The sequence below is a fragment of the Amycolatopsis sp. cmx-4-54 genome (genome assembly GCF_046548895.1).
In the GTDB taxonomy this organism is placed as follows: Bacteria; Actinomycetota; Actinomycetes; order Mycobacteriales; family Pseudonocardiaceae; genus Amycolatopsis.
In genome coordinates this window covers 59257-76665 of sequence record NZ_JAEBEJ010000022.1, presented here as the reverse complement: position 1 = coordinate 76665, position 17409 = coordinate 59257, and the positions used below count along the sequence as shown (strand labels likewise).

General features: G+C 69.1%; 16 protein-coding genes and 1 pseudogene. 8 read left to right on the top strand and 9 right to left on the bottom strand.

Annotated features, from left to right (window positions below; genetic code table 11):
- From ACLJQ7_RS41665 to ACLJQ7_RS41655, 3 genes are read right to left on the bottom strand one after another with little or no spacing between them, the layout of a single operon-like run.
- Positions 1 to 843: a MaoC/PaaZ C-terminal domain-containing protein gene (locus tag ACLJQ7_RS41665; protein WP_410653692.1), complete on the bottom strand. Its 843-nt coding sequence runs from the start codon at positions 841 to 843 to the stop codon at positions 1 to 3.
- Positions 840 to 1271 carry an SRPBCC family protein gene (locus tag ACLJQ7_RS41660; protein WP_410653691.1) on the bottom strand — a complete coding sequence of 144 codons (432 nt, stop codon included), beginning with the start codon at positions 1269 to 1271 and terminating at the stop codon, positions 840 to 842. The genes ACLJQ7_RS41665 and ACLJQ7_RS41660 overlap by 4 nt, the downstream gene beginning before the upstream one ends.
- A gap of 20 nt (positions 1272 to 1291) precedes the next feature.
- A complete protein-coding gene (locus tag ACLJQ7_RS41655) occupies positions 1292 to 2485 on the bottom strand; it encodes a lipid-transfer protein (protein ID WP_410653690.1) in 1194 nt (397 codons plus the stop codon).
- A 589-nt stretch (positions 2486 to 3074) separates the two neighbouring features.
- Between ACLJQ7_RS41655 and ACLJQ7_RS41650 the strand changes: the two genes are divergently transcribed.
- Positions 3075 to 3782 (top strand): RraA family protein, encoded by a 708-nt coding sequence (locus tag ACLJQ7_RS41650; protein WP_410653689.1) that lies wholly within the window; start codon positions 3075 to 3077, stop codon positions 3780 to 3782.
- Between the two features lie 91 nt (positions 3783 to 3873).
- Entirely contained in the window at positions 3874 to 4758 is an 885-nt protein-coding gene (locus tag ACLJQ7_RS41645) for a LysR family transcriptional regulator (RefSeq protein WP_410653688.1), read from the top strand.
- 262 nt (positions 4759 to 5020) lie between these two features.
- Here ACLJQ7_RS41645 and ACLJQ7_RS41640 read toward each other — a convergent pair whose 3' ends face one another.
- Both ACLJQ7_RS41640 and ACLJQ7_RS41635 read right to left on the bottom strand, forming a co-directional pair.
- Positions 5021 to 5815 (bottom strand): DsbA family protein, encoded by a 795-nt coding sequence (locus tag ACLJQ7_RS41640; RefSeq protein WP_410653687.1) that lies wholly within the window; start codon positions 5813 to 5815, stop codon positions 5021 to 5023.
- Between the two features lie 2 nt (positions 5816 to 5817).
- On the bottom strand, positions 5818 to 6306 hold the full coding sequence (locus tag ACLJQ7_RS41635; RefSeq protein WP_410653712.1) for a MauE/DoxX family redox-associated membrane protein: 489 nt from the start codon (positions 6304 to 6306) through the stop codon (positions 5818 to 5820).
- A 91-nt stretch (positions 6307 to 6397) separates the two neighbouring features.
- Here ACLJQ7_RS41635 and ACLJQ7_RS41630 point away from each other — a divergent pair, with 91 nt between their 5' ends.
- Both ACLJQ7_RS41630 and hrpB read left to right on the top strand, forming a co-directional pair.
- A complete protein-coding gene (locus ACLJQ7_RS41630; RefSeq protein WP_410653686.1) occupies positions 6398 to 7225 on the top strand; it encodes a glutamate ABC transporter substrate-binding protein in 828 nt (275 codons plus the stop codon).
- Positions 7222 to 9615, top strand: coding sequence for an ATP-dependent helicase HrpB (gene hrpB, locus ACLJQ7_RS41625; RefSeq protein ID WP_410653685.1), 2394 nt, complete (start codon positions 7222 to 7224; stop codon positions 9613 to 9615). The genes ACLJQ7_RS41630 and hrpB overlap by 4 nt, the downstream gene beginning before the upstream one ends.
- Here the strand turns inward: hrpB and ACLJQ7_RS41620 are convergent.
- Positions 9600 to 10388 (bottom strand): ion transporter, encoded by a 789-nt coding sequence (locus tag ACLJQ7_RS41620; RefSeq protein WP_410653684.1) that lies wholly within the window; start codon positions 10386 to 10388, stop codon positions 9600 to 9602. The two genes, hrpB and ACLJQ7_RS41620, sit on opposite strands and share 16 nt — an antisense overlap.
- Positions 10389 to 10523: 135 nt before the next feature.
- Here ACLJQ7_RS41620 and ACLJQ7_RS41615 point away from each other — a divergent pair, with 135 nt between their 5' ends.
- From ACLJQ7_RS41615 to ACLJQ7_RS41605, 3 genes are read left to right on the top strand one after another with little or no spacing between them, the layout of a single operon-like run.
- Positions 10524 to 11441 carry an ABC transporter ATP-binding protein gene (locus tag ACLJQ7_RS41615; RefSeq protein WP_410653683.1) on the top strand — a complete coding sequence of 306 codons (918 nt, stop codon included), beginning with the start codon at positions 10524 to 10526 and terminating at the stop codon, positions 11439 to 11441.
- Positions 11438 to 12472, top strand: coding sequence for an alpha/beta hydrolase family protein (locus ACLJQ7_RS41610; protein ID WP_410653682.1), 1035 nt, complete (start codon positions 11438 to 11440; stop codon positions 12470 to 12472). The genes ACLJQ7_RS41615 and ACLJQ7_RS41610 overlap by 4 nt, the downstream gene beginning before the upstream one ends.
- Positions 12469 to 13215: an ABC transporter permease gene (locus ACLJQ7_RS41605; protein WP_410653681.1), complete on the top strand. Its 747-nt coding sequence runs from the start codon at positions 12469 to 12471 to the stop codon at positions 13213 to 13215. The genes ACLJQ7_RS41610 and ACLJQ7_RS41605 overlap by 4 nt, the downstream gene beginning before the upstream one ends.
- A gap of 273 nt (positions 13216 to 13488) precedes the next feature.
- Here ACLJQ7_RS41605 and ACLJQ7_RS41600 read toward each other — a convergent pair whose 3' ends face one another.
- A complete protein-coding gene (locus ACLJQ7_RS41600; RefSeq protein ID WP_410653680.1) occupies positions 13489 to 14034 on the bottom strand; it encodes a TetR/AcrR family transcriptional regulator in 546 nt (181 codons plus the stop codon).
- Between the two features lie 43 nt (positions 14035 to 14077).
- Here ACLJQ7_RS41600 and ACLJQ7_RS41595 point away from each other — a divergent pair.
- A pseudogene (locus ACLJQ7_RS41595) lies at positions 14078 to 15198 on the top strand (FAD-dependent monooxygenase).
- On the opposite strand, the gene ACLJQ7_RS41590 reads toward ACLJQ7_RS41595, so the two are convergent.
- Positions 15143 to 15817 (bottom strand): response regulator, encoded by a 675-nt coding sequence (locus ACLJQ7_RS41590; protein ID WP_410653679.1) that lies wholly within the window; start codon positions 15815 to 15817, stop codon positions 15143 to 15145. The pseudogene ACLJQ7_RS41595 and the gene ACLJQ7_RS41590 overlap by 56 nt on opposite strands.
- Positions 15792 to 17396: a histidine kinase gene (locus ACLJQ7_RS41585; RefSeq protein WP_410653711.1), complete on the bottom strand. Its 1605-nt coding sequence runs from the start codon at positions 17394 to 17396 to the stop codon at positions 15792 to 15794. The genes ACLJQ7_RS41590 and ACLJQ7_RS41585 overlap by 26 nt, the downstream gene beginning before the upstream one ends.
- Between the last annotated feature and the right edge of the window lie 13 nt (positions 17397 to 17409).

Here is a 17409-nt window from a genome sequence, read left to right as displayed (position 1 = left end):
CTACTCCGCGAATTCCGCGAGGCCGTCTTTGATCACGACGGTTTCGCCGACGGTGGTTTCGAACGCGTAGCTCCCGCCGCCCGCGCTCCAGATGGACGTCGTAAGGTCCTGCCCGGGCAGGACCGGTTTGGCGAACCGCACGGCGAACCGCTTCAGTCTGTCCACATCGGACCCGGCGACCTCGGTCAGCAGCGCCCAGGAGGTGAACGCCATGGTGCACAAGCCATGCGCGATGATCCCTGGCAGTCCCGAATCCTTCGCGACCTCTTCGTCGAGATGGATGGGCATGGGATCTCCGGCCGCGGGCGCGTAACGGTACGTCTGGTCGTCGTCGACATGCTGGCTGACCTTCGCCACCGGCGCCCGCGAACGCAGTGCTTCGTCGAACTTGTGCTCCGGCCCGAGTTCGCCGCGCGTCTCGCCGGTGTCGAACCCGCGCACGAACAAGGTCACGTACTGTTCGTTGACCAGGTCGCCGCCCTCGGTCCGGCATTCGAGATGAATGGTGCCGCGGGTGCCGTTCTCCAGTCCTTCGTAGCCGGTCATCCGCGCCCGTGACACGAGCTTGTCGCCGGGGCGGATCGGCCGGTGGAACCGGAATTCCTGTTCCCCGTGCACGATCCGGCCGAACAACCCGACCGGGACGACCTCGAGCGCGGGTTCCATCAGCGACTCGAACACCGGCACGATCGCGAACACCGGGCTTGCGACGTCCCCCGCAAGATGCGCCGGGATCGGGTCGTTGGTGGCCTTGGCGTACTCGATCAGCCGCTCGCGGGTCACCTCGAACCTGGACTCGTCGGTCCACTTGCCGAGACCACCGGGGTCGAACCGCTCGGTCACGCGACCAGCGCCTTGAAGTTCTCGAGGGAAGCGTCAAGGTTCTTCTTGCCGTCCTTCTCGACGGCCTTGCCGAGCGCGCCGACGATCATCTGGCCGGCGAACTCCGCGTCGATGCTGGCGAGCGAACCCTCGCCGGACGCCTCCACCGACAGCTCGAACTTGACCTTCACCCCGGCCATCCCGGTCCCGGAGATCGCCAGCTTCGACGGCGCCTCGAACTCGTCGACGGTCCACGTGATCGTGTTCGGCATCCCGAGCATCGTGACGACCTCGGAAGCCTGCGCACCCTTGGAGAATTCGGTCGGGACCTCGCCCTTCCACTTGGTGTGGATGGTCAGCCACTTCTCGAAGTTGTTGGGGTTGGAGAACTCCGCCCACACCTTGTCGGGGGCGGCGGGGAGTTCGACGGAGGCACTGATCTTGCCCATGGTTCGTCCTTTCGGTGGGATCAGCGCTCGGCGCGCTGGTAGGCGGTGACGACGGCGGCGCCGCCGAGTCCGATGTTGTGCTGGAGCGCGGCCTGGACGCCGTCGACCTGGCGTTTGTCCGCTGTTCCGCGTAGCTGCCAGGTGAGTTCGGCGCATTGCGCGAGGCCGGTGGCGCCGAGCGGGTGTCCCTTGGAGATCAGCCCGCCGGACGGGTTGACGACCCACTTGCCGCCGTAGGTGGTGTCCCCGGAGTCGACGAGCTTCCCGGCTTCCCCTTCGGCGCAGAGTCCCAGCGCTTCGTAGAGCAGGAGTTCGTTGGCGGAGAAGCAGTCGTGCAGTTCGATGACCTGGAAGTCCTCAGCGCCGAGCCCGGCCTGGTCGTACACCTGGCGTGCGGCCTGGACGTTCATGTCGTAGCCGATGATGTTCTTCGCGGTGCCGTCGAAGGTGCTGGCGAAGTCAGTGGTCATCGCCTGCCCGACGATCTCCACGGCCTGCCCCGCCAGCCCGTGCGAGTCCACAAAGGACTCGCTGGCGAGGATCGCCGCGCCGGAGCCGTCCGACGTCGGTGAGCACTGGAGCTTGGTCAGCGGGTCGTAGATCATCCGCGAGTCCAGGATGTCTTGCAGCGAATAGCTTTCCTGGAACTGCGCGTACGGGTTGTTCACCGAATGCCGGTGGTTCTTCTCGCCGATCTTGGCGAAGTGCTCGGCCGTCGTGCCGTAGGTCTTCATGTGCTCGCGCCCCGCCGCGCCGAACATCCACGGCGCCGGCGGGAAGAGCACCTCGGAGATCTCCGCGAGCGCCTGGAGGTGCCTGCCCATCGGCTGCTCGCGGTCGTCGTAGGTCGAGCCGAGTGATCCAGGCTGCATCTTCTCGAAACCGAGCGCGAGCGCGCAGTCCGCGCGGCCGCCCCGGATCGCTTCCGCGGCGAGATACAGCGCGGTCGACCCGGTCGAGCAGTTGTTGTTGACGTTGACCACCGGGATCCCGGTCATGCCCAGTTCGTAGACCGCACGCTGCCCCGAGGTCGACTCGCCGTAGACGTAGCCGACGTAGGCCTGCCGCACCTCGTCGAAGGAGATCCCGGCGTCTTCGAGCGCCTTGGTCCCCGATTCCTTGGCCATCTGCGGGTAGTCCCAGTCCTCGCGCCGTCCGGGCTTCTCGAACTTCGTCATGCCCACGCCGACGACGTACACCTTGTTGGCCACCACGACGCTCCTTGTCGTTGCTGTTAGAACTGAAGATACAGACAGGACTGTATTTATCAACCCCTTACATACAGGTCTGCACGGATGTTACTTAGCTTCGCAGAGTGTCAGGTGACGCAGACAGGCTGCTCGCACGGTCCCGGGCGGCGATCTGACCCGCCGACGACCGCGCGCACCCGGTATTGCTGGGCAGCCCGCCGCTGCTCGGCCCGATGGATATCGACCACGACGGCACGATCCTGATGCAGGAACAGACCGGCGGCACCTGGCTCTGGAGGGTGTCCGCGAATCACGCGCCCTCGCGATCCGGGACGGCAGGGTACTGGCCAATACCCAAGGAGGCGACCGGCTTTGGACGGCCTACGACACCTCTGTTCCGGTGCCGGGCTCCATGACAGCGGTCTCGCTCAACAGGTCGGGACTCGTCACAGGTTGCTTGCGGACGCCGGGCGGCGCGGTCGAGACGCTTCCCGCGCCTACCGCCGGGTGCGGCGCCCTCGTGGGCGAGAACGGCGAGGTCATGGGCTCCGTGCGGGATGACAGCAGCCCGAACGACAAACCCGTGGTGTGGCGCCGTGGCTAAAGTCGGGGCATGGATCCCGAAGAGCTTCGGCAGCGGTTCTCCCTGCTGACCACCGCGCATCTGACCGACGGCTGCGTCCGCGCCGGCGTGCCGGTCCGCTGCGCCCCCGCCGGCACGCACGCGGTCGTACCCGGCGGCCGCGTGGCCGGGCGGGTCACCCCCGCCCGGCACGTCGGCAGCGTCGACGTCTTCCTGGAGGCGTACGAAACCGCGAACCCCGGCGACGTCCTCGTCGTCGACAACGGCGGCAGGCTCGACGAGAGCTGCGTCGGGGACCTCGCGGTGCTCGAAGCCGAGGCCGCCGGGCTGAGCGGCGTGGTCATCTGGGGACTGCACCGCGACACCGCCGACATCAAGAAGATCGGGCTGCCGGTGTTCAGCCTCGGCTCGATCCCGACCGGTCCGCTCTCGGTCTCCGCCCGCCCGGACGACGCACTCCAATCGGCCGTCGTCGGCGAGTGGACGGTGACACGGGAAGACCTCGTGTTCGGTGACGAGGACGGCGTCCTGTTCGTCCCCGCCGACCGGGCGGACGAGGTCCTGGACCGTGCCGAGGGCATCCGCGACACCGAGCGGCTCCAGGCCGACCGGATCCGCGCCGGAGAGTCCCTTCGCGAGCAAGTGCGCTTCGCCGACTTCCTCGCGGAGCGCGCGAAGTCGCCTTCGCTGACGTTCCGGCAACACCTGCGGTCGGTCGGCGGCGCCATCGAGGAGTAGCAAGGGACCTTTGCTACCACCTGGCTCCGGGCAGTTGACCGCAGCGAGCGCGGTGTCGTGCGCAGCGGCCCGGATCGATAACCTGCAGATTATGGAACTGCGGGACATCGAGATCTTCCTGGCGCTGGCCGACGAACTGCATTTCGGCCGCACAGCGGAACGCCTGCACGTCTCGCAGGCGCGGGTGAGCCAGACGATCAAGCAGGTGGAGCGCCGGATCGGCGCGCCGTTGTTCGCCCGCACCAGCAGGCGGGTCCGGCTCACGCCGATCGGTGAACGGCTGCGGGACGACCTCGGACCGGCCTACCGCGCGCTGCACGACGGGATCGACCGCGCGATCGCGGCCGGGCGCGGGGTCGGCGGCGTGCTGCGGCTGGGTTTCGAAGCGCCCGGCGTCGCCGACCTGATCGAAGACCTCCTGGACCGTTTCCGGCAGCGCTACCCGGACACGGACCTTCTCATCCGCGAAGCCGATTTCGCCGACCCGATGGCGATTCTGCGATCGGGTGAAGTCGACGTGCTGGTAACCCTGCTGCCGGCCGACGAACCAGATCTCGCGACCGGACCGGTCGTGTACACCGAACCGATGGTGCTCGCGGTGTCGTCGAAACACCCTTTCGTACGACGGGAGTCAGTGACCCTGGACGACCTCGCCCGCGACACCGTCCTTCGCGCGGCGCATCCGCCGGAGCCGTACTGGGTCGAGGAACCACGCCAGTGGCTGACGCCGGCCGGGCACCCAGTGACGCGAGGCAAGCCGTTCGCGACCTTTCAGGAACTGCTCGCCGCGATCGCCACCGGCGCCGGCATCTGCCCGCTCGCCGCGCACGCGCGGGAGTACTTCAGTCACCCGCGAATCCGCTTCGTGCCCTTCGCCGGCTCTCCCGACGTCGAGTGGGGCCTCGTCTGGCCGCGCTCCGCGGAGACGGCCCGCGTACACGCCTTCGCGACCGTCGCCGCCGCCTCGCACCCCTGACCTGCGAAAAGGGAGCAAGGGACCTTTGCTACCACTCTGGGGGTGTGTGGAAATAGCGACGTTGAGTCTCCCTATTTCCACACACCCTGCGTCCGGACCGTGTGGGTTTCGGGACGTCAGATGTCCCGAAACCCACACGGTCACCTGCGGAAAGAGAGCAAGGGACCTTTGCTACCACCCCGGCCACCCCCACCGACCCCGAACACCGTGAAGGCCCCCTTCCCTCGGCTCAGCCGAGGGAAGGGGGCCTTCACGGGAAAAACTAGCCGGTGACCTTCTTCACCCAGTCCTGCTCAAGCTTCACGACCTGCCCGTTCGCGCTGACGGTCGGCGTGCCGAAGCCGGGGCCGTTGCCGAAGTCCTGCTGCAGCGACGGGTCCGTGGAGATCTTCTTGTACGCGTCCTGGATCTCCTGCTCGTAAGCGCCGCTGTTGACCTTGATCGCGAAGGCCGGGTCGGTGATGCCGACGTCCTGGCCGAGCTTGATCAGCTGCGCCTTGTCGAACCCGCGTCCGCCTTCCTCCGGCTGATCCTTGAACAGCGCGTCGTGGAAGGCGAGGAACTTGCCCGCGTCGGCCGCGGCGAGCGAGGCGTTGGCGGAGTCCAGCGAGTAACCCGGCGGGTCGGAGCGCTGGTTGAGCATCGGCAGCATGTGGTACCGGACCTGCAGGGTCCCGTTGTTCACCTGCTCCTCGATCTGCCCCTTGAACGACTCTTCGAATTGCTTGCAGACCGGGCAGAGAAAGTCCGCGTAGATGTCGATGGTCTTCTTCGCCTCGGGCTTGCCGACGACCACGGCCGCCCCCTCGCGCTTCTCGACGACACCGGGCGCGGAGGCGGTCGGCTGCCCCCCGATCACCTTGCCCTCGGTGCTGTCCTTGCTGGACGTCGTCCAGATCACGCCACCGATCACCAGCGCGGCGAGCACGACCACCGCGACGGTGATCGCGACGACCTTCTTCTTGTCGCCGCCCGCGACGCCCCTGGCCTGTGCCACCGAGCGCGACGCCGTCTGCTCCTGCTTGCGTTTCCGAGCGTTGCGCTCAGCTCCACCCACGATTATTCGTTCCCTTCAGCGATATCCACATAGTGGTCGTCGGCGGGGGCTTGAGAGTTCCCGAGCCAGCCGTCCACGGACACCCACGTCCGCGGCCGCACGATCAGCCAGACACCCAGTAGTGCGAACCCGAGGTCCCTGGCGATCTCCTGTGGATACTTCGTCTGATCCGCGGCGATCTGACCTCCGCCGCCGAAGCAGCCACAGTCGATGCTCAGTCCGCGCGCCCAGGATTGGGCGATCGCGGCGATGAGCACCGCGAGCAGCAGCACCGACAGCACCGACACCCACCGGGTCACGAACCCGGCGAGCAGGAACAGGCCGAGCGCCAGTTCGACGAGCGGCATCCCGATCGCGACCGGGCGGACGAGCCCGTCCGGCAGGACATCGAAGGCCTGGACCGCGATGTAGGTCTGCCCCGGATCGCTGATCTTCAGCGCTCCGGAGACCAACCAGACGGCGGCCAGTCCGAGCCGGGCGAGTGTGCCCACGGCGTCGAGTACGACTTGGGGCGGTCTACGCACGGGCCTAGGCTAACGGCAGACCCTGAGAACAACGTGAGGTGGCGGACGGAGGCACCCGATGAGGGGACAAGCCCTGCTGGTGACCTGCTTGATGCTCGTCACGGCGGCGGCCTGCGGCGAAGAGGCCGGCCCGTCGGATTCTCTCGTCGCGCGCGCGGTCGCGTCCAACAAGCTCACCATCGGCATCCGCTTCGACCAGCCGGGACTTTCCCGGAGGACGATGGACGGCCGGTACGTCGGTTTCGACGTCGACGTGGCGAAGTACGTCGCGAGCGAATTGGGTGTCGACGAGGATCGCATCACCTGGCACGACAGCAGGCCGTCGTCCCGCGAGACGGACCTCACCTCGGGGATCACGGATCTGATGGTGGCGAGCTACTCCATCACCGAAAAACGTAAACAGGTCGTCGGTTTCGCCGGTCCCTATTTCGACACGGGTCAGGATCTGCTCGTCCGCCTCCGGTCGACCGACATCACCGGCCCCGAGAACCTCAACGGCCGCAAGCTGTGCGCCGTGGGCGGCACCACCTCCGCCGAGCAGGTGCGCGACAAGTTCGCGCAGGCCGTCCAGCTCGTCGAGTACCCGCGCTACAAGGACTGCGTCACGGCACTGCTGGCCGGGCAGGTGGACGCGGTGACCACCGACGACGTCATCCTCGCCGGTTACGTGGCGCAGAACCCGGAGCTGCTGCGAGTCGTCGGCAAGCCGTTCTCGAAGGAGAAGTACGGTGTCGGCCTGCGCAAGGAAGACACCGAGGGACGGGCGGCCGTGGCCAAGGCGATCCAGAAGATGATCTCGTCCGGGGAATGGCTCGAATCGCTGAACCGCAACATCGGCCCGTCCGGCTACCGGATCCCGCCCCCGCCGCAGGTCACCGAGAAGTGACCCTTCCCGATCTGCCGGTTCGCGCCGTGCTGCCCGAAATCGAAGCCGCGCTCGACGCCCATGGCACCGCCGTCCTCGTCGCGCCCCCAGGTACCGGCAAGACCACGTTGGTGCCGCTCGCGCTGGACAACGGCGAAGGCCGGGTGATCGTCGCCGAACCGAGGCGGCTGGCGGCGCGGGCCGCGGCGGCGCGAATGGCGTCCCTGCTGGGCGAACGGGTCGGTGAGACGGTCGGCTATTCGGTCCGCGGCGACCGCAAGGTGTCCTCTTCGACGCGGATCGAAGTGGTGACGTCGGGTTTGCTGGTCCGGCGGGTGCAGGGCGACCCCGAACTCACCGGGGTGTCGACCGTCCTGCTCGACGAATGCCACGAACGCCATCTCGACGCGGATCTGCTGCTCGCGCTGCTCCTGGACGTGCGCGCCGGGCTGCGCGAAGACCTGCGCCTGCTCGCGACGTCCGCCACCGTGGCCTCCGGACGGCTGGCCGCACTGCTCGGCGACGCGCCGGTGATCACCGCGCACGCGAGGACTTATCCTGTCGACGTCTCGTACTCCCCGCCCGCGCGCGGCGAGCGGATCGAGGCGACCGTCGCCCGCGTGATCCACAAAGCACTGTCCGAAGGGGACGGTGACGTGCTCGCGTTCCTGCCCGGCGCGGGGGAGATCGCCAGGGTGAGCGGGCTGCTCAGCGGCCTCGATGCCGACGTGTTGCCGTTGCACGGACGGTTGTCGGCGGCGCACCAGGACGACGCGCTGCGTCCGCGCGCCCGCCGCCGCGTGGTGCTCTCGACATCGGTCGCCGAGTCCAGTCTGACGGTGCCGGGCGTACGCGCGGTGGTGGACTGCGGCCTGTCCCGGGTGCCCCGCGTCGATCACCGCCGCGGCCTGCCCGGGCTGGCGACGGTCCGCGTGTCGGCCGCGGTCGCGGAACAGCGCGCCGGCCGTGCCGGACGCGAGGCACCGGGCCGCGTGTACCGGTGCTGGGCGGCGCACGAACAGGGTTCGCTGCCCGCCTATCCCGAGCCCGAGATCCGAACGGCCGAACTGGCGCGGTTCGCTTTGGAACTCGCGTGCTGGTCCACTCCGGACGGTTCCGGCCTCGCCTGGTGGGATCCGCCCGGCGAGGGTGCGCTGGCCGCCGGGCGAGCGTTGCTGACCACGCTCGGAGCGACCGCGGAAGACGGCACGGTGACCGACCGCGGCCGGAAAATGGCCGGTCTGGGCCTGCATCCGCGGCTGGCGAGGGCGTTGCTGGACGGCGCGGCGCGGACCAACGCGCGTTCGGCGGCCGAGGTCGTCGCGCTGCTGGACAGTGGTGGCACACTGACCGACCTCGAAGCCGAGCTGCGGCGAGTGCGCGGTGACGAGCGTTGGAAGCGTGACGTGCGAAGGCTTTCCCGGCTGGTTCCCGACGGCGGCAACGCCTCCGATCCGGCGCTGGTCGTGGCGCTGGCGCATCCCGAGCGGCTCGCGCGACGGCGTTCCGCGGGCACACCGGCGTACCTGATGGCCGGCGGAACCGCGGCCGAGCTGCCGCGTGGCAGCGGATTGGCCGACGTCGAATGGCTGGCCGTGGCCGAAGCGACCCGCGATCCCGGCCGCGCGCAAGGGATCATCCGGCTGGCCGCGCCCGCGGACGAAGACCTGGCCGTGCGCGCCGCCCCGAATCTGATGTCCACAGTGGATGAAGTGCATTGGTCTTCGGGTGACGTCGTGGCCCGGTCGGTGCGACGGCTCGGCGCGATCACGCTCTCGGAGAAACCGTTGCGCTCACCGTCGCCGGACTCGATCCGCGCCGCACTGCTGGACGGGTTGCGCACCGAGGGGCTCGGCTTGCTGCGGTGGTCGGAAGACGGCAAGAGGCTGCGCGAGCGGCTGGCCTTCCTGCATCGCGTGCTGAGATCGCCCTGGCCCGCGGTCTCCGACACGGATCTTCTGTCCACTCTGGACAGCTGGCTTGACCTCGGCTCGGCGCGTCGCCGATCCGATCTCGCCGCGCTGGACGCCGGCGCGGCGCTGCGCGGCTTACTGCCTTGGCCGGAGGCGTCGCGTTTGGACGAACTGGCGCCGGACCGGCTGGAGGTACCGTCGGGTTCGCGGATCAGGGTCGACTACTCGGGTGAACAGCCCGTGCTCGCCGTCAAACTGCAGGAGACCTTCGGCTGGCTCGCGACACCGGAACTGGCGGGCGTCCCCGTCGTGCTGCACCTGCTCTCCCCCGCCGGGCGGCCCGCGGCGGTCACCGCGGACCTGGAATCGTTCTGGCGCAACGGTTACGCGGCCGTGCGCGCCGATCTCCGCGGGCGCTACCCGAAGCATCCCTGGCCGGAGGACCCGCTGAAGGCCGCGCCCACCCGGCGCACTTCACGAGGTCAGTCCATCAGCTGATGCTGAGGCTTGGTCGGCAGCTGTGCCGCCAGCTCCTCGTCGTCCTCACGTTCGTTCAGCCCCAGCTGCACGGCGCTGCGGATCTGCTCCCGGTTCTCGCGCACCACATGCGCGAAGAACTCGTCGGTCCGCGGATCGATCAGCACTTCGAGGATCACGCGCATCGCGGTGTCGATCACCGAACGCACCACCTCGTCGTGGAACGGCAGCTTCGAAAGCCGCCCGGCCTGCGGATCGTTCTTGAGCTTCTCCGCGATGATCCCCCGCAGCAGAGACTGGTTCTCGCCGAGTGAGCGCGCGAGGTTCTGCGGATAGTTTCCGGTTTCCAGCACCTTCACGACCTCGTCGAGCACCGCGATCGTGATCGGTTTCTTGATCGCGAGCACGATCGGCCGGGAAAGCCGTTCGACCAGCCGTTGCGTGAACCGCTCCCCGAACGCGCGGTCGGCGGTGCGGGCGAGCCGCACCAGCACCACGACGATCCGCAACAGCCGGAACCCGCGCAGCGCCGGATGCGCGATGGGGATCATGCCGAGGATTTCGTACCAGTTGCGCAGCGGGAACCGCTTCTCCCAGCCGGTGCGCCGCCACCGCCAGAGGAATTCCAGCGCGAAGATCCCGCACACCGTCGCGTCGATGACGAAGACGCGGTGCGCCGTCTCCTCCGAATGCGGGAAGAACGTCACGTAGGCGAGCAGCCCGACGGAGAACACGGCGAGGACGAGCATCACCAGGTCGAGTGGATTCACGCGCCGTTGTTCGCGGGTGGTCATGGCGCCGATTCTGCCTTTCCGCGGGGACTCGTGCCGAGCGGCACCTGACGAAAGTAAGGGACGACCGATGACTTCGGTGCGATGTCCGCGGGTGTCCCCGCATCAGAGGATTCAGGGACACGAAGGAGGACGCGGATGATCACGCTTCGAGGACTCACGAAGCGCTATGGCGAGAAGACGGTGGTCGACGGGCTGACGTTCGCCGTCGAACCGGGCAAGGTGACCGGTTTCCTCGGTCCCAACGGCGCGGGCAAGTCGACGACCATGCGGATGACGCTCGGCCTCGACGCGCCGAGCGCGGGCGAGGTCAGGATCGACGGCAAGGCGTACGCGGATCTGCGTTTTCCGCTGCGCGAGGTCGGCGCGCTGCTGGAGGCCAAGGCGCTGCATCCCGGCCGGAGCGCGGGCAAACACCTCCTGGCGATGGCGCGCAGCAACGGGATCCCGGCGAGCCGGGTGGACGAAGTGCTCGCGACGGTGGGCCTCACCGACGTCGCGGGCAAACGCGCCGGGACGTTCTCCCTCGGTATGGGGCAACGCCTCGGGATCGCCGGAGCCCTGCTGGGCGACCCGCGTGTGCTGATGTTCGACGAGCCGGTGAACGGCCTCGACCCCGACGGCGTCCGCTGGGTGCGGCAGCTGATGCGGTCGCTCGCGGAGGAGGGCCGCACGGTTTTCGTGTCGAGCCATCTGATGAGCGAGATGCAGCTGACCGCGGACCGGCTGGTCGTCATCGGCAGGGGAAAGCTGCTCGCCGACGCACCGGTCGACGAGTTCATCGCGGGCAATTCGCGGACGTCGGTCGTGGTGCGGGTGCCCGCTCCCGCCGATCAGCGTGTCCTCGAACAGCGCCTTCGCGCCCTCGGCGCGACCACGGAGTCCGAACAGGACGAACTGCTCGTGCACGACCTGCCCGTCCACCTCGTCGGCGACGCGGTGCACGAACTCGGGATCCGCGTGCACGGGCTGGCCGAACGGACCGCGTCACTGGAACAGGCGTACATGGAACTGACCGCGTCGTCGGTCGAATACGGAACGGGAGTCGCGGCATGAAGTCACTCATGGTCCTGGTGGCGGTGATCGCCGGCCTGCTGGGGGTGCCGGCGGCCGCGTCGGCGGCACCGGAACTGTCGCTGCCCGCGCCGGGCGGCCCGTTGCCGATCGGGTTGCGCACGTTGCACCTCACCGATCAGCGGCGAGCCGACCCTTGGGTGCCGGAAAAGCGGCGCGAGCTGATGGTCAACGTCTGGTACCCGGCCGTCCCGATCGGACGCGCGCCGCTGTACATGACCAACGCCGAGTCCGCGGCGGCGGTCGCCGGGCGGAAACTCGACCTGCCGCCGGACACGCTGAGCAAGGTGCGGGTCCACTCCCGCGAGAACGCGCCGTCCCTGCCCGGACGGCGTCCGCTGGTGGTGCTTTCGCCCGGCGCGGGCAACAACCGCATCACTCTGACCTCAGTGGCCGAACACCTTGCCGCACAAGGCTTCGTGGTCGCCGGGATCGACCACGCCTACGAAGCATGGGCGACGGAGTTCCCCGACGGGTTGCGCCAGTGTGTCGCTTGTGGACTCCCCGGTGAGCCGTGGCCCGCCGCGATCGCGAACCGCGCCGTGGACACGACGTTCGTCGTCGACACCCTGCTGCGGGACCGTCGATGGTCGATCGACGCGACGAAGATCGGAATGGCCGGTCACTCCGCCGGCGGTTCGGCGACCGCCGCCGCGATGGCGGCGGACCGGCGGATCAAGGCGGGTGTGAACGTCGACGGCCCGTTCTTCGGCACGGTCTCTCTCGACCGGCCGTTCCTGCTGCTGACCAGCCCGACCGGCGAGAAGTACTACCGGGCGTCCTGGGACGAGACCTGGCCGCGGCTCACCGGGCCGAAGAGGCAGGACCTGGTCGAGAACAGCGGCCATTCGTCGGTGACCGACGCCGCGATCATGATCGACCAGCTGGGGCTGCGCCCGCACCTGCCGCCGTCCGAGGTCGAGAACCAGTACGGATCGATCGACTCGCGGAAGGCGCTGAAGTTCTTCCGTGACGAGCTGACCGGCTTCTTCAAGCAGTGGAGCGCACGATGAACACGATCTCCTCGGAATGGACCAAGTTCTGGTCGGTCCGGTCCACCTGGTGGTGCCTGATCAGCGGGCTCGCCCTGATGCTGGCCTACTCGGCGGCTCTGGGTTTCGCGCTGCGAGACGGCAGCGACCGGCCGATGGCCCCGCACGCCGTGGTGACCGGAGCGGCGTTCTACCTCACGCAGTTCGCCGTGGTCGCGCTGGCGACGCTGTTCATGACGAGCGAATACGCCAGTGGCAGCATCCGCTCGACCCTGCAGTGGGTCCCGGTGCGGAACCGGGTCCTCGCGGCGAAATCGGCCGTCCTGCTGCCGGTGCTGTTCGGCTTCGGCGTACTGAACACCCTGGTCGGCGTGGCGGTCTCGGCGCCGCTGATCCCCGCGCCCGACTCCTCCGTGGGCGAGGTCCTCGCGACCGCGGCGGGCATGGGAGCCTATTTCGCCCTGCTGGGTCTGCTCTGCCTCGGCCTGGGGACGGCGCTGCGCTCGACGGCGGGGACGATCGTGACGGTGTTCGTGCTGCTGGTGATGATCCCGATGTTCGCCGGTTCGCTGGGCTGGGAAGACCTCGTGAACTACTTCCCGGGCTTCGCGGGCGTCAACGCGATGGTCACGCCGGGGCAGCCGAACCCGATCTTCGGCGGCGTCGCGCCCTACGCGCCCTGGGTCGGCGTCGCCCTCTGTGCGGCTTGGGCCGCGGCTGGCCTGGTCACCGGTTCCACCGTGCTTAGGCGACGGGACGCCTGAGGGAGAGCAAGGGACCTTTGCTACCGCTTGTCTCAACATCGAGAGAAGTGAGAGCAAAGGTCCCTTGCTCCCTTTCCGCAGGTGACCGTGTGGATTTCGGGACATCTGACGTCCCGGAATCCACACGGTCACTACGCGGCGTACGGGGTGTGTGGAAATAGGGACACTCAATGTCTCTATTTCCACACACCTCCGGGCGGCAGCAAAGGTCCCCCGCTCCCCTGAGGCGCAAAACCGCAGGTCAGCGCCCCACGTGGTAGCAAAGGTCCCTTGCTACCCCGCCACCCCGAGCCCCGCCAACACCTCCCGCGCCCCTCGCGTCAGCTCCTCCAGCCCCGGCGGCCGCAACGAGCCGGTCCCGGCCAGCGCGTCGAAGACCGTCCCCTCCAACCAGGCGACGAGCACGCGCGCGTGCCGCTCAGGCTCCGCCGATCCGCACGCGGTGAGCACCTCCGCGCACCGCCGCCGAACCACCAGCCCGCCCCGGTCGTAGGCCTCGCGCAGTTCCGGCCGCCGCGTCGCCTCCAGCGCGAATTCGTACCGCGCGAGCATCCGCGTCCGCCCGTTCGTGATCGCCGCGTACGCGAACCCGGCCACGTACTCGGCCAGCCGTCCGGGTGGCGGGTCGAGGGTGACCTCGTCGAGTTCGATCATCCGCGAGATCGCCAGCTCCAGCAGCGCCGCCCGCGTCCGCGCGTAGTACGAGGTCGAACCCGGCGGCAGCCCGGCGAACCGGTCGACGGCGCGATGCGTCAGCCCCCGCATCCCCTCGGCCGCGATGACCTCGATGGCCGCGTCCCCGATCGTCGCCTTTCGCACTCTACAAGTGTAGTAGTACTCTACAGCTGTAGAGGAGGTCGACATGCGCAAAGCGATCGTGATCGGCGGAGGAATCGGCGGACTGAGCGCCGCCATCGGGCTGCACGGCATCGGCTGGGAGGTCACCGTCCTCGAACAGGCGCCGGAGCTCACTGCCGTCGGCGCGGGCATCTCCCTGTGGCCGAACGCCCTGCGCTCACTCGAAACATTGGGCGTCCACCCTCGAACCCTGAAAACCAATCCTCCGGCGGTCTCCACGACCGCGACGGCCGCCGCATCACCCGGTGGGACGCCGAGGCGTTCCGCCGCCACCACGGCCGCCCGCTCGCCGCCATCCACCGCGCCGACCTCATCGGCGCGCTCCGCGACGCCCTCCCCGACGGCTGCGTCCACACCAACGTGAAAGTCACGAGCCTCGACGATCTCGACGCCGACGTCATCGTCGCCGCGGACGGCATCCACAGCACGGCCCGCGAACAACTCTGGCCACACCACCCCGAACCGGTTTACAGCGGCAGCACGGCCTTCCGCGCGGTGACCGCCCTCCCGCACCCGACAGAACTCAGCACGAGCTGGGACGACGGTGCCGAGATCGGTGTCATCCCGCTGCACGACGGCCGCGTCTACTGGTGGGCGAGCTACGTCGCCGAAGCGGGCGTCCGTCACGAGGACCCGAAATCGTATCTACGAGATCGCTTCGGCGGCTGGCACGAACCGATTCCCGAGCTCATCGAGGCGACCACGCCCGAGACGCTGCTCCACCACGATCTCTACCTGCTCGGCACTCCCCTGCCCACCTACGTCGAAGGCCGCGTCGCGCTGCTCGGCGACGCGGCCCACGCGATGCCGCCGTTCCTCGGCCAGGGCGGCTGCCAAGCGATCGAAGACGCCGTCGTCCTCGCCGCCGCGCTCAGCATCAGCGAAGACGTCGACGCGGCACTGAAGAGTTACGACGAACAGCGCCGACCGCGCAGCCAAAGTGTCGTGAAAGCCTCGGTCCAGGCCGGAAAAGTCGGGCCACAGCTGCGCAATCCGCTCGCCGTGGCCGTCCGCAACGGCGTCTTCCGGCTGCTTCCCGGCTCGCTCACCGCCCGCATCGGCGCCGGCGTCAGCGGCTGGACGCCTCCGGTCCCCCGCCGACCAGCCCCGCCTCGTACGCGGTGATCGCGGCCTGCACCCGGTTCCGCGCGCCGAGCCGGTTGAGGATGGTGCTGACGTAGGCCTTCACCGTGCCCTCGACCACGAACAGCTTCGCGGCGATGTCCGCATTGGACAATCCGGAACCGAGCAACGCCAGCACTTCCTGCTCACGCGGGGTCAGTTTGCCGATCAGCGCCTTCGCGTCTTCGGCGCGGGAGACCTGATTGCCGGAGAAACGGGCGATGACCCGCTGCGCGACCTTCGGCGAAAGGAACGCCGCGCCACCCGCGACCGCGTGGATCCCGCCGAGCAGTTCGCGGGGGTCGCCGGATTTCAGCAGGAAACCGCTCGCGCCGAGGCCGAGCGCGCGTTCGATGTAGGCGTCCTCGCCGAACGTGGTCAGCATGATCACGCCCACCTCGGGCAGCAACCGGCGGATCTCCTCGGCCGCCTTGAGCCCGTCCATGACCGGCATCCGGATGTCGAGGAGCACGACGTCCGGCCTGGTCGCGCGAGCCTGCTCGACTGCCGCGCGGCCGTCTTCGGCCTCCGCGACCACTTCGATCCCCGCGTCCGCGGCCAGGATCGCCGACACGCCGGCGCGGATCATCGCCTCGTCATCGGCCAGCACGACCCGGATCATCCGGGTTCCCCCTTTGCTCGTCTTCACTGATCAAGTCCTTCGCCACGAGTTTCCCGTCGGCGAAGCACAGCCGGTAGGCCTCGTAGTTCAAGTTGAACACGGTGCGCTCGGTGCCGTAGTACTCGCAGGTCGCCTCCGCGGGCACCGGGGGCTCCACCACCCGCGGCCGGGCGATCCGCTGGCTGCCGGGCAGGAGGGACGCGACCTCCGCCCGCGTCTGGCCGATCCGGATGCGGTCGTAGTCGCCGACGGCGAGCTCGGAGCGGTACCACTGGACGAGGAACACCGCACCGCTGATCCCGACCACCAGGCCGAACAGCCCGATCGGCACGACGATCGCCTGGATCAGGCTGCGCCGCACGTCCCGGCGCGCACGCTCGAGTTCCCTGGCCGACGTCGACTGCCCCACCTCGGCGTCCATCGCCGCCTGGCTCTCCGGCGATTCCTCCGACGGCGCGGCGTCGTGCGGCAGGGTCGCGCCGACCTCGAATCCGCCGTCGTGCGGGCCTGCCCGCAGGGTCCCTCCCACCAGCCGGACCCGCTCGCGCAGGCCGATCAGCCCGCGCCTGCCCGAGGTCCGGCCAGGCAACGGCCCCGCGGGCGGCGCGGTGTTGGTGACCACGACGTCCGTCCGCCCCGCCGACCGCGCGACCCGGACGGTGACGGCCGCCCCCGGCGCGTGTTTCACCACGTTCGTGACCGATTCCTGGACCACGCGATACGCGGCGCGGTCGACCATCTGCGGTTCGCCGTCGAGCGGTGCGTCCACAGAGGACTCGATCAGCACCCCCGACGCCCTGGTGCGGTCGAGCAGTTCGTCGATGCTCTCGTGCACCGGCTCGGTCGGCGCGTCGTCCTCGCGCAGGACCCCGATGATCTCGCGCAGCCGCTCGGTCGCCGTCGCGGCGCTCTGCCGCAACTCGCCCGCGGCCTGCCGCTGCTGCTCGTCGAGCCCGCCCGCGACCTCCAGCGCCGCCGCGCGCACCGCGATGAGGCTCAGCTCGTGGCCCAGCGAATCGTGCATGTCGCTGGCGATCCGGGTGCGCTCGCGCAGGCGCGCGCGGTCGGCGATGAGCCGCTGACGGCTCTCCATCTCTTCGGCGCGGCGCCAGCCGTCACGCGCCATGTCCTCGCGCTGCCGGATGTACTTGCCCAGCAGCCACGGCGTCACCCCCGCGAAGACCAGGATGCCGAGCAACGCACCCCAAGCCGAGAAGCCGTCCTCGCTCCACAGCAGCGCCACGGGGACCGCGGCCACGGAAACGATCGCGAACAGGCGCAACATCGGCTTCGCGACCGGCCGCCGGTAGCCGGCGAGGTAACTCACCGCGACGAGGACGAATCCTTCCCAGATCGGCACCCGGCCACCGAAGCTGCCCAGCACGACGAAGCTCGCGATCATGGCGATGGCGAGGGAGACCAGCGGGTACCGGCGCGCGGCCGCGATCGCGGCCGTGGTCGCGACGAGCCCGAAGAGCAGTTCCCAGTGCGTCGTGCTGGATCCGGCGTCGATGACCACCCAGCCGCAGAGCCCGAGCCACAGCGCGACGTCCATGACCAGCCGCCGGCCGCGCCGCACGGGTTCCTCAGGA